Annotated in this window: 9 protein-coding genes; 5 read left to right on the top strand and 4 right to left on the bottom strand. The window is 50.1% G+C overall.

All coding sequences use genetic code 11. The features are described from left to right. Window positions 1-47 precede the first annotated feature (47 nt). Entirely contained in the window at window positions 48-1,391 is a 1,344-nt protein-coding gene (locus L6442_RS07075; RefSeq protein ID WP_212977533.1) for an N-acyl-D-glucosamine 2-epimerase, read from the bottom strand. 190 nt (window positions 1,392-1,581) lie between these two features. Between L6442_RS07075 and L6442_RS07070 the strand changes: the two genes are divergently transcribed. The 3 genes from L6442_RS07070 to L6442_RS07060 all read left to right on the top strand — a co-directional run bounded on the left by L6442_RS07070 (window position 1,582) and on the right by L6442_RS07060 (window position 6,112). Next, window positions 1,582-1,980 (top strand): hypothetical protein, encoded by a 399-nt coding sequence (locus L6442_RS07070; protein ID WP_194232639.1) that lies wholly within the window; start codon window positions 1,582-1,584, stop codon window positions 1,978-1,980. A gap of 99 nt (window positions 1,981-2,079) precedes the next feature. Next, window positions 2,080-3,270, top strand: a complete 1,191-nt coding sequence (locus L6442_RS07065; RefSeq protein ID WP_212977532.1) for a MalY/PatB family protein — start codon at window positions 2,080-2,082, stop codon at window positions 3,268-3,270. Window positions 3,271-4,108: 838 nt separating this feature from the next. Then, window positions 4,109-6,112 carry a methyl-accepting chemotaxis protein gene (locus L6442_RS07060; RefSeq protein WP_306436670.1) on the top strand — a complete coding sequence of 668 codons (2,004 nt, stop codon included), beginning with the start codon at window positions 4,109-4,111 and terminating at the stop codon, window positions 6,110-6,112. A gap of 148 nt (window positions 6,113-6,260) precedes the next feature. Here L6442_RS07060 and L6442_RS07055 read toward each other — a convergent pair whose 3' ends face one another. Then, a complete protein-coding gene (locus tag L6442_RS07055; protein ID WP_336513159.1) occupies window positions 6,261-7,598 on the bottom strand; it encodes a (Fe-S)-binding protein in 1,338 nt (445 codons plus the stop codon). Beyond that, window positions 7,591-9,006, bottom strand: a complete 1,416-nt coding sequence (locus L6442_RS07050; RefSeq protein ID WP_212977531.1) for an FAD-binding oxidoreductase — start codon at window positions 9,004-9,006, stop codon at window positions 7,591-7,593. Before L6442_RS07050 ends, L6442_RS07055 begins: the two co-directional genes overlap by 8 nt. Before the next feature lie 501 nt (window positions 9,007-9,507). Here L6442_RS07050 and L6442_RS07045 point away from each other — a divergent pair. After that, complete coding sequence (locus L6442_RS07045; protein ID WP_306436669.1) at window positions 9,508-10,245, top strand: FadR/GntR family transcriptional regulator; 738 nt, start codon at window positions 9,508-9,510, stop codon at window positions 10,243-10,245. A gap of 7 nt (window positions 10,246-10,252) precedes the next feature. Here L6442_RS07045 and L6442_RS07040 read toward each other — a convergent pair whose 3' ends face one another. Continuing rightward, window positions 10,253-10,726 (bottom strand): hypothetical protein, encoded by a 474-nt coding sequence (locus L6442_RS07040; protein ID WP_194232642.1) that lies wholly within the window; start codon window positions 10,724-10,726, stop codon window positions 10,253-10,255. Between the two features lie 596 nt (window positions 10,727-11,322). Here L6442_RS07040 and L6442_RS07035 point away from each other — a divergent pair. Then, window positions 11,323-12,243: an AEC family transporter gene (locus L6442_RS07035; protein WP_194232643.1), complete on the top strand. Its 921-nt coding sequence runs from the start codon at window positions 11,323-11,325 to the stop codon at window positions 12,241-12,243. Window positions 12,244-12,684: the final 441 nt, after the last annotated feature.

Here is a 12,684-nt window from a genome sequence, read left to right as displayed (position 1 = left end):
TTCCATTAAATGAAGGAATATCTTCATGACCGGCAATGCCGGGATGTTCAAAAGACGGGAAAACGAGTTCCCCGCGGCACGTCATTCGCCTTTCTCCCTTTGACATACCACAAAGTCGGCGTATCCTTCGCGTCGCGAAACTCGATATAAAACGGGCGGCTGTCCGGCAGCTGGCGAAATCGGAGCCACAGCCGATTGCCATCCACCTTGCTTTCCAGCGCCGGGATTCCCTCTCCATCCGCTTTCGCCACAATAACGCCGGTCGAGCCGGGGTCCAGCCGTTTGCTAAAGGAAACGACAACCTCCGCTTCTTCCTGGATGACGGCGGTTAGCGGTACCGGCGGCTCTTCATACATATACCCGCCCAGATGATATTCATATGCAGTCCAGGTATGATAACCCAAATCATACACCGTATTCTGGAACTGATTCAGCCAGCTGCGGCCCTTCATCATATTGGCCTTTGATCCAACATCGGCTTGTATTCCAAGCGGGAGCCCCGGGAAAGCCGCACGGATTGGCGCCGCGAAACTTTCGTACGTCCCGGCGTACTCCGCTTTAAGATTGCGTTTCATCCAATCCGGCCAATGGGTCTGAAGCACATGCAGGTCCGGCTTCACCTTTTCGATCATGGAGATCGCATCCAGCCCCTGCCATTCCTTGAGCCTCAGGGTGGATACGGCGCCACCATCTACAGCCAAAGACCAGGTCGCGGCCAAAATGTCCGCGCGAACCGCGCGCGCTCCGCCGCTGCCATTGATAATTTCATCGATAAGTGCATTAACGGCGTCGACGCGAAACTCGATCCATTTGGCGTAAACATCCGGAATTTTCTTATAATAATTTGCCGCGAACCTGTTCGCAAATTCGGGAATGGATAGCCCGTATTTTTCATGGAAAGCCTGCTTCGCCGCCGGTCCGATATCCCCGTACACCCCGCGCCGGATTCCGTCCCATTCCGGAAAATACGGCTCGGCGATCTCGATTCCGTCAAATGGATACTGCTGCAGCATTCGGGATACGGCTTCCTTTTTCCACTGCACATATGCTTCCGAAAAGGGGGAAAACCGTTCGAACCCATCGCTAAGTTCCTTCAGCAGCCCCATTTTCCAAGCGGGCCATTCCGACGGCAGATGCGAGGTTTCAAAGGTTCCGTTTCCAATGACAAGCGCCCAAACCGCAATGTCCCTGTCATGGAAACAGCGGATTAATTTCTCGTTGATCCGGGTTTCGTTTACGACAAAGTAATGGACGGTACGGTAGCCGGAAAGCTGTATTTCCTCGGCCACGCTGTCTTCGGTACGGTTTTGATAATAAGGAAATAACGGATCGATTTGGATACTCGGGCCTTCAAAGGCCCACGCTCTCGAGTTTGCTGAATCCTTCTTCATTAGTTCTCCTTTTCTTGCAGATGTTCCAAAAACCTGTTCATCCGCGGATATGCGCCTCATAATTATATCTTTGCCGGAATTTGGGGATTTACCCTCTAAATCCAATCGGCAAGAACCCTCCTAAGGCTTCTCACCGGCCCAAATGTCGCCTCATACAATAGAGCAAACCAATGTAACGGAGGGATGCTCCTTGTCTATACTTAAGCTTAGCAGAAATATATCGCTGCAGCAGCGGCTGGCTCAGTTGACAGGCCGGTTGGCTGAAATCAACGGCGAAGGCCTCGGTCTTGAACCGGGCAAGATTCAGCGGGTATTCAAAAGAAATTTTATTCAGGTGCAAAATGAATTATTTGTACCTCTAAGCCTTCAATCCATTCGTGTGTTCGGTATTAAAGCACCTGCCAGTACCGTTCGAGTCGGCCTGCGCACGACGTTTCGAACCGGCAATGCCTTTGCCGATATCCGTTTGGTGCAGATCGGAACCGACTTCGTCGAAGTTCAGGCCAAAGGGAAGTTCCCCTCCCGGATTCTGTTCCCGCTCAATAAAATCGAAGGAATATTTCCGGTGCGCCCGGCTGCAAAAGGCTAGATGGCAGCTTCCCCTTCCTCCATCTTCCTCTCTGATATAATATATATAATATAGTTACAAAGACATCTATTTCTGCTGATTTTGAGGGAGGGCAATACATTGAATTTTGATAAACCCGTTTCGCGTCAACAGACCGGCTGCGACAAGTGGGACAACATGAAACATATTTTCGGTACGTCAGACGCTTTACCCATGTGGGTGGCCGACATGGATTTCGAATCCCCGCCATCCGTTATCGAAGCGCTGCGGCAGCGTGTCGAGCATGGGGTGTTCGGATACACCATGCAGACCGATGAATACAAACAATCCATCGTCGACTGGATGAAGCAGCGGCACGGTTGGGAGATCGAACCTGACTGGATCGTATTTTGCCCAGGCGTCGTTCCCGCACTCACCTTTGCCGTTCAGGCTTTCACCCGCGCCGGCGACAAAGTCGTAATCCAGCCGCCGGTTTATCCGCCGTTTCACAGCGTCGTAGAAGACCAGGGACGCGAGCTTGTACTGAATCCGCTAAAATACGAAAACGGACGCTATTCTCTGGACCTTGAAGGTTTGGAGCAGATTTTGAATAACGGACCCATCAAGATGCTGATCTTGTGCAGCCCGCATAATCCGGTCGGACGGGTATGGGAGCATGAGGAACTCGAAGCTTTGATTCAGCTCTGTGCGCGCCATGACGTCCTGATCGTATCTGATGAAATTCATGCCGATCTGGTGTATGCCAAAAACACCCATACGCCTCTTGCCAAATTATCCGGCGATGCCGCAAGCCGTTCGATCATCTGCACCGCGCCGAGCAAAACCTTTAACATTGCCGGACTTAACACATCCAACATCATCATTCCGGATCCGGACATCCGCAGTGCTTACCAAAAAACGCTGGAGATTTATCATGTGGGTACAATCAGCGCGCTTGGGAGCGCGGCAACGCAGGCGGCCTACACCGGCGGAGGCGAATGGCTCGATGAACTGCTGAATTACCTTCAGGGGAATATCGATTATGCGCTGGACTACATTACTAAACATATGCCGGAAATTAAAGCTTATCGGCCAGAAGCAACCTATCTTCTGTGGCTCGATTTCCGTGAACTTGGCATGACGAAGAATGAATTGTCGGACTTTTTGCTGACCAAAGCCAAATTGGCCCTAAATAAAGGGACGGCCTTTGGCGTCGGCGGCGAAGGTTTCATGCGCATGAATATCGCTTGTCCAAAGGATATGGTCGTTGAGGCCATGAACCGTTTGGATGCGGCTATGCAGGAATGGAGAAGCTCCTCCAAACAGAAATAGCCGGCTATAGCTCGCTTCGGACTTGGTGGGCTAGGCCCGTTTGCATAAACAGCCTTCTAAATGAACTTATAATCCAGAGTAATGAGGGTCCGGGAATACCGGATTCAGATTATCAAAATAACCCCGCAAAGAGTATCGGAAAGAAGTCCGACGCCTCTCACAGAGGGGCGCTTTTGCGAAGCAAAAGTAATGAGTGACGTGTAGCCTTTGAAGCTATTCCGATTACTTTGCGGGGACCCCGGAAGTTTAGAAACCCTGTCCTTTTTATAGGAACAGGGTTTCTTGCATTCCAAATCTTTATGAAATTCCGGAAAGTTGGGGATGATCCCTGTTTCTCTAAATCCTGCCCGCGCTTCTAAGCTTATCTGAATGCGCTAACGAAACTGGGGAGCGTTACATCCACAAAAACGATGCCGATTTAAATTTAACGAAACTACAGATCGTTATTTGCATGAAATACGGCCAAATGAACCTCCGCCTGAGCTACATAGCGTTACCCGGTTTCATTAGAAGCCTACATGACCTCACGGTCACCACCAACGATGAAATGTTATGGGTTTTGTCTCAAAACGCAAAAGCACATTTTCCTATAAAATATTTAATGCTCATTCTTGCCCAACGATTACAAGTTTCGTTTAGAAATATATAATGCTCATCTTTGTCCGAATAATGATTGCAGGTTTCGTTAGCTTATGGGTGCGGTCTGGTTTCTGTGGGAATTTCATCGATAGAGGTTTTTTTATAATTTTACTATGAAAAATTGTGCTGATTTTGTCGAAATATAGGAGAGGACCTCTTTTTAAGAGACCACATCACACTTTCATCTGGGGGAATTTATTTGAAATTACAGCCGAAAGGAACCTTGCGCTTGTTCAGGATCAAAAGACTCCGCAGCAGACTTGTACTCATCATCAGTCTAATGGTTATCATACCGAATGTTATCGTGGCCTTATTTTCCGTTAACAGCGCTCAAGGACAACTGCAGGACAAAATGGAGGATACGACAAAATCCAGTGTCATCCTGCTTGACAACCTGATCGATAACCTCGTTCAAATGCAGATATCCAACGTACAAATGCTCGCCGATCAAATTACATCCGAAGATATCGACCAGAAATCGCCTAAAGCTCGGAAGCTGATAGATGATTATAAAACCCGGCATCCGGAGGCTGAAATCGTAACGATCGGCAATGACCGGGGAGTCTGGATGAAATCGCCCGATCCCGGCAAACAGGATTACGACCCGCGTACCCGGGAGTGGTACAAACTCGCCAAAAAATATCCGAACCAAGCGATGGTCGCCGATCCCTCCATCTCGGTAACAACCGGCAATTACGTGCTCACCATTTCTAAAATGCTGCCTGACGGGCAAGGCGCTGTGACCATCAGTTTCAGCATTAACGATCTAAACAAAACCGTAAACAATATTCACCTTGGCAACAAGGGATACATCTACGTTATGGACCGCAACAATATTATGATGGCCCATCCAACCAAAAAGATCGGGGACAAAGCGACCGGGGCGCAGGTTGATGTCATCAACAGCCAAAAAAACGGCTTCATCAACTACAACAATCCTGACACTCATGTGCTCCAGCGGGGATATTACACCACGAATGGATTGACATCGTTCAAAATTGTCGGCATTCTTCCCGACAGCGAATACAGCGATGCAATGCGCCCGATCCTATATACAGCCATAGGCGTACTAGTCCTTTCAGTAGCTATCATTCTTGTCATTCTGTTCTTTATCATCAAAGGCATAACAAGGCCGATCGAGCAGTTGAACCAATCCGCAATTCGGGTTAGCGAAGGCCATCTGAACGAGCAGGTGGTAACCAAGCGTACGGACGAAATCGGCACCCTCGCGCAAAATTATAACGGCATGGTCGCTTCTCTACGCAGCATGGTGGTGGACATGAGCGAAACTTCCGGCCAACTGGCGGCTTCCAGCGAGGAGCTGACTGCCAGCACGGAAATGAATGCCCAATCGGTTGAAACGGTCTCCGGCCTGATTTCGGATTCGTCCGAAGGCGCGGCAACCCAGGCCCTCGCAACCGAGGAAAGCGCCCGTACCCTTGAGGAAATGACGCGCGGAATCCAGAAAATCGCCGAATCCGCCGGGATGATCGTTGATTCGGCAGGCCGTACCGAAGGCGATGTGAAAGCGGGCAGTCAAAAAATACGTCAAGTCAGCGCCCAAATGGATACCATCCGACACTCTACGGTTGAATCCGCCGAACTGATGGAGCAGCTGCACGACCACAGCGCCAATATTGCGGCCATGAGCACGGCCATTTCGGAAATTTCCAAGCAAACGAACCTTCTGTCGCTGAATGCGGCCATAGAAGCTGCCCGTGCCGGCGAACACGGACGGGGATTTGCGGTCGTTGCCGACGAAGTCCGCAAGCTTGCGGACCAGTCCAACATCACTGCTGACGAGATCCAGCAGACGATCGTAAAAATGACCGATCTGATCACAAGCGCATTCGATGTCATGAAAAACAAGGTACAAGCCGATGTGAACCAAGGTTTGGATGTAACCGCGGAGGCATTGGAAGCCTTTGTAAACATCGAACAATCCGCCAAACATATCTCGGATCAGGTGCAGGATATTTCGGCAATCACCGAGCAAATGTCGGCCAGCAGCGAAGAAATCTCGGCTGCGGTACACGAGGTCGCCGGTATCTCCCGGCAGACGGTCTCATCGTTTGAACGCGTAACCGCAGCCAGCCAGGAGCAGCTGGCATCCATGGAGGAAATCAGTTCTTCCGCGGCCGGACTTGCCCGGATGGCAGTGGACATGCAAACCATGATCGAACGTTTTAAGCTCGATAAATAAACGGCGCGCCAGCTTGCCGAAGCGGCTGTGAAAAGCCGTTTTGAACCGTTTCAACCTCCCATGCAAACAGGGCTGCCTTCAAGCAAAATTTTCGCTTGAAGGCAGCCCTTTCTTATCCGGAGGTACTTCCGCTATACGGAAAACGCGGCTATTTTTTCAACTGCCCGTGCAGGAAGTCCACGATGTGGACCGCCTTCATTTGGCCGCTCAGCCCATGCTCCTCGATGCCATGCTTCATTTGCAGCAGGCAGCCAGGATTGCTCGTCAGCAAATAGCTGGCCTCGGTGGCTTCGACATGCCCCATTTTGTGGTCCAGAATTTGCCCGGCCATCGCCGGCTGCGTAATATTGTAGATCCCCGCCGAACCGCAGCAGCGGTCGGCATTTTTCATTTCGATGAACTGCGCCCCCTCAACCTGGCGCATTAATTGGCGCGGAGCATCCGCCGAACGCATCACGTTGCGGAGATGGCAGGAATCCTGATACGTGATACGCACCGGCTTTTTCCTGTCACTATTTGGACTGAAATCAAGCTTTCTTCCCGCACGCACAAGCAGCTCGCTGATATCGATGACCCGCTCGGCAAACCAAACGGCATCGTCCCGCCACTGCGGATCTTCATGCAGCAGATGGTCGTATTCAACCAGAAGCGCTCCGCAGCCGCCCGCATTAGACACGATATAGTCCACGCCCGCGTCCTTAAACGTCTTGATATTCCGTCTCGCCAGTTCTCGCGCTCCTTCCGCTTCCCCGCTATGCGTAAGCAGCGCTCCGCAGCAGTTCTGCTCACGCGGAATCACCACTTCAAAGCCCGCTTCCGTCAGCAGTTCTACCGTGTGAATATTCGTTTCGGTAAACAAAACATCCATGATGCATCCCCTGAACAGGGCCACGGTCGCGATTTTTTCGCCTTTCGCCGGATGATGATCGCCAATCAGCTCAGCGACGCCGCGCCCGGAAGCGTCCGGCAAAATCTTTTCCATATCGCGCAGATGCTTGGGGAATAGCTTCATCGCTCCCGTTGCATGCGCTACGGAACGAAGTCCGGATTTTTGGTAAAACTTAAGTCCACGTCCCAGCCATTTCATCCGGTTCTGATGCGGGAATACCGTTTTGAAAGCAGCATGGCGCGTAACCTTTACCATCGGCTTATGTTCTTTATGGTCTTCAATGGCATCCCGGGCCTGCTCGATCAGCTGGCCGTACTTAACTCCCGCCGGACATGCAGGCTCGCAAGCGCGGCAGCCGAGGCAGTGGTTCATCTGATCTTCAAATGCCTGATCCGGAACCATGATGCCGTCCGTGACGGCTTTCATAAGGGCAATCCGTCCCCGGGGGGATTCAGCCTCAAGGCCGGTTTCCGCAAATGTCGGGCAAGCCGGAAGGCAGAAACCGCAGCGCATACAGTTGGTCAATTGATCCTCATCGAGGCGTAAACGGAGCTTTTCGGTCAGCGGATTCACTTGTTGTGTTTGCCCTTTAGCCACGTTGAATCACCACCCGTTTCCGTGTTTCCTTCGCGAATACCTTGCCGGGATTCAGAAGGTTATGCGGGTCGAAGGAACTTTTAATCGCTTTCATAACCTCGATTCCCGCCGGACCAACCTTCCATTCCAGATACGGCGATTTCACCATGCCGACGCCATGTTCGCCGGTAATGGTCCCTCCCAGACGAATAGCTGCCTCAAAAATTTCCTCGAAGGCCGCTTCCACCCGCTCGATCTCTTCTTTATTGCGGGCATCGGTTGTCGCCGTCGGATGTAAATTGCCATCACCGGCATGGCCGAAAGTACTGATCTGCACCTCATGTTTTTTCGCGATCCGGTTAATTTCAATCACCATATCGGCAATTTTCGAGCGCGGTACGGTTGCATCCTCCAAGATGGTCGTCGGCCGCAGTCTGGCCAAGGCCGTAAAAGCGCTGCGCCGGGCTGTCAGCAGCTTCTCGGCCTCTTCATAGCTGGCCGCAACGCTGAGCTGATCGGCATTTTCGCTTTTGCAAACTTCCGTAATGACCGCGATGTCCCGTTCCACGGCCTCTTCGTCGCCATCCTGTTCGATAATAAGAATAGCCTCCATATCAAGCGGCAGGCCCAGCTTCGCAAAGTCATCCACCACGCGGATGGTTGCGTTATCAAGAATCTCGAGCGTCGCCGGAATAATCCGGTTTTCGATGATTTTGGATACCGTCCGCGCAGCACCGTACAGATCCTTATACATCGCAATCATCGTCTTTTTGTATTTTGGCGGCGGGACCAGCTTCAGAATCGCTTCCGTAATGATCGCCAAAGTCCCTTCCGAGCCGACCAGAAGTTTGGTCAGATCATAACCGGCCACATCCTTCATCAATTTGCCGCCTGTGCGAATAATATCGCCGTTTGCAAGTACCGCCTCCAGACCGATCACATAATCCTTGGTCGTTCCGTATTTCAAGCCGCGCAATCCCCCCGAGCATTCAGCAATATTCCCCCCGATGGTCGAGATGGACATGCTGCTGGGATCCGGCGGATAAAATAACCCCAAACTTTCGACATGGGTGCTGAATTGTTTCGTATTCAACCCCGGCTGCACCGTTGCCGTCAGGTTCTCCATATCTACTTCCACAATCCGGTTCATCCGGTGCATCACCATCACCACGCCGCCCTGAACAGGTACCGTGCCGCCGCATAAATTGGTGCCCGAACCTCTGCCCACAACCGGTATATGGTGTCTGCTCAGCACTTTCATAATTTGCGACACCTCTTCTGTGCTCGACGGGTATACCACGGCATCCGGCAAGGATTGCAGCATCGGCGTTCCATCATAGGAATGGGTTACCAAAGACTGCGGATCATCTTTAACATATTCACTGCCTAATATGGAAATAAGTTCTCGTTTCGCTTCTTCTTTCAGCAAGGAAAGCCCCCCTTGTCATATAATTAATCAGGTCATCTGATGACTTTTCTTGTGACCAAGTATACACTAGAATATATGAATCGAAAATAGACCCAAATCAAAAAATTTAAATTTGAATCATGAATTTGTATCTCTAACGAAACTATGGATCGCTATTGCCTGAAAAACATAAGCCAATCAAATCTAATGAAACTGCAGATCGTTATTTGGGATAAATCCGGGTTTAAAGCTGCTTATTTAGCTCCATAGCGATACCCTGTTTCGTCGGAATTTTCAAAAGCCTCTTTTGGCGCAAATAGCGATATCACGTTTCGTTAGAAGCCCACATGATCTCACGGTCACCACCAACGATGAAAATGTTATGGGTTTTGTTTCAAAACGCAAAAGCACATTTTCGTATAAAGATTGTTTATACGTGCGTACGCGAAAAAGCGCGAAAAGAATTACAGCGATGAGTGAAAAAATAAAATTACAGCGAATTCAAGAAAGGAAGTAGAAGAATTGAACAATCGGCAAAGACCGCTCAAGCAATACGAGTGGGTGATGAATGATTTGAAGAAACAGATGGATGAAGGGCTGCTTCAGCCTGGGGACCGTCTATCTTCCGTAGTGGATCTGGCCGCCGAGTACAATGTCGGCAGATCGACCATCCGGGAAGCCCTTAGTGCGCTCAAAGCCATGGGACTGCTTGATATCAAGCAGGGCGGCGGCACTTTCGTCAAAGCGCTCCCAGCGGAGCCGGAACCTGTGCATCCTATGCAGCGGTATGCTGACTTATGGGAGGGGCGCGCAGCCTCGCTGCGTCATCTTCTTGAAGTCCGCCGCGTGCTGGAAACAGGCTGCGCCGCGCTTGCCGCACATCACCGTACGGATGAGGATATAGCCGTTTTCGAGCGTTTGATAACGGAAATGAAACAATCCGAAGACGAGCATTTCATTGAGCAGGCCGACGTACAATTCCATCAGCAGATCGGCATCGCGACCCACAATCCCCTGCTGCTCGAATTGATGGAGTCTTTGTCGAACAAGCTGCATGAAAGTATGAAGGATATGCGTGCGTTATGGTTTTACGCCGAACGCTCCTCTGCGGAACGGCTGCTGCAGGAGCATATCAGGATATACGAAGCCATCGCCAATCAGGATACGAAGGAAGCAACGGCCCGGATGGAACTGCATATTTCCAAAGTGGAGCAGGTGCTGAACGAGAAGAAAGCCGAATATCGCGCCCCGCGGCCATGAAGGGAGCCTAATTCTCGAGCCGGATTTTGACGCTGCTGCTGATTGCATACTGATCCAGAGACTTCAGCACGCTTAGAATCCGCTCGAATATTTTCTCCCCATGCCCATTTTCAATCTGCGGCAAGAAAGCGGCATTATCCGTTTCGGCGATATAATGCAGCGTATTCAGGAATAACTCGGTTTCCAGATCGATTTCCGCAAAGGACCTCGTCCGGTCAATCAGATCCTCGTAACAGATATCCTCAGGCGGGAATACGCCTTCAGATTGCAGATATATTTGTTTAAGCTTTGCCTTGACGGCCAGATGGGCAACGATTAGCGAAGCTTTGCAGAGGCCTTCCTCCAGTAAATGACGGGCAAGGCTGATATGGCCGTGGGACAGGTCGTTCCAGTTTCGCGCCTTGGCATAAAGTTCGTGAACATCCGTTTTGAACAGGCTGCCTTGGATACTCCCCTGTACATGCTGCGTATTGGATAACATAGGTATAACCTCCAGGTTAAAACGGATTAAATTTGTCAAATTTCGCGATGACTCCTTTTTGCTCATTCGCATCAAGCGTGTTTTTCGTCCGCCTGGCTGAGCCGGTTACCACGGGGCTTTTTTATTTACATAAGACTTAATACCCAAGCGGCATTATCATTTTGCGTATGTTATTTATTTCGGCCCATCATCCCAAAAAATGAAGATAATTCCACAAAAAAACCTCGTTGCTTTTTGAAAAAAGACTTAACTCTCAGTAATACAGCGGGCTTAAGAAATCACCCAAAATAACCAACCCTCGCCGAAAATGCCTAAAACCACTAAAACCCAATAATTGAAGCTTTCGCGAAATTTGGCGAAAAATCTCTTTGGTAAGTGTTAGCCATACCCTCCGCACCTATTTCATGTCCCCTCCTTGTGCAGATTCCCTGAAAGCTCCTTTAGCTGATACTTGGCGTTTTGCAGCTTCGTGCGCTCTTTCAAAAAAATCTCCGGCAATATATGAATTTTCACCACCCTGCCGGCCGCAAAGCGATGCTATAATGAATGAGTTGCAAAGTTGCCATGACATCATGAATGTGAAGGAAGCTGATCCTATGATTGTTACGATATTACTCGAAGTTGTGCTGCCTGTTTTTGTTCTGATCGGATGCGGTTCTCTTATGCAGCGCATTTTTCGCCTTGACCTTTATACCCTGTCCAAAATCAATTTTTATTTCATTACGCCCGCGGCGGTTTTTATGAGCATGTATCATTCCGACATGTCGGGTACGCTTCTGGGGACCGTCGTTTTATTTTATGGATTATACGTGTTTATTCTGTGGCTGATCGGAACTATTGTGGCCCGGTCCATGAAGTTCCCAAGCAGTATGAGGGCCGCTTTTAACAACAGCATTATGCTTGATAACTCCGGGAATTACGGGATGCCGATCAATGCGCTTGTCTTCAAGGGAGATCCGCTCGCCGGGTCCATGCAAGCGCTCATTATGTCACTGCAAAGCCTGTTGACCTTTACATACGGAGTGATCGCGATCCAAGGCGCGAAGCTGAAAGGAAATTACCGGAGCATGGTGATCGGCTTTCTGAAAATGCCTGTCCCCTATGCCCTTGTATTGGGGATTTTTCTGCATGTTCTGCATGTCCCGCTGCCTGTGTTCATTTCTCAGCCGTTAACCTACGCCCAGCAGTCTCTCGTTGCGGTCGCGCTGCTGACGCTCGGGGCGCAAATCGTCAAATATCCGCTCCGGCTTTATCGGCTCGATATTTACATCAGCCTGTTCATCCGCTTGATTATAGGTCCAGTCATCGGCTGCGGGCTTGTATTCGCACTTGGTCTGAAGGGAATCCCTGCGCAAGCGCTCCTGATTGCATCCGGCATGCCTTCAGGCGTCAATACGTCCATCCTCGCCGAGGAATATGCGAACGAACCTGATTTTGCCGCGCAAACCGTGCTGCTGTCCACTTTGTTTAATGTCGTGACCATCACGGGATTGATTTCGCTGGCAAAAATGTTTTAACCGAAAATCAGACATTTCCCGCACCTTAAGTTTCAGCTTCTAAAATTTTCTCGACTGGCACCGCCCCGGCGGTGCTTTTTTGCGTCCTCCGCCTTCCATGTCCCGTTTCATACGAACTCTGATCCTTATAGAAGAACCTGATTTATGCCTAAAAAATCTATAATAGCAAGCGTTATCTATTTTAGAAGGCGATGGTAGCGTGATTCTGATCAGAAAAAGGAGACGTGAAGAATTTGAACAAAAGAAATAGGCCGGCCGTGTTTTTGCTTAAGGTTAAGGGGTCGCTCATTCGGTGCTGCCGCTTATCCCGTTATTTCTCGTCTTCCAAAAACAGATCATTCGCGGCAACGCAACCATCGGGTTGAAATAAATTTGCGCACATGCTCCGTCTGCACAAGATGGGGCTTCTACGTTGTTGGATTTTCAAGGTCCATACCTCTT

Origin of the sequence: Paenibacillus azoreducens (assembly GCF_021654775.1) — a bacterium.
Lineage (GTDB): Bacteria > Bacillota > Bacilli > Paenibacillales > Paenibacillaceae > Paenibacillus_AQ > Paenibacillus_AQ azoreducens.
Note: the sequence above shows the minus strand (reverse complement) of the source record. Positions and strands in the feature narration are given on the sequence as shown.

Bases quoted from the DNA above. Each gene is read 5' to 3' on its own strand.
- L6442_RS07035 (WP_194232643.1), top strand. From the start codon at position 11,323: ATGATTGTTACGATATTACTCGAAGTTGTGCTGCCTGTTTTTGTTCTG.
- L6442_RS07075 (WP_212977533.1), bottom strand. From the start codon at position 1,391: ATGAAGAAGGATTCAGCAAACTCGAGAGCGTGGGCCTTTGAAGGCCCG.
- L6442_RS07040 (WP_194232642.1), bottom strand. From the start codon at position 10,726: ATGTTATCCAATACGCAGCATGTACAGGGGAGTATCCAAGGCAGCCTG.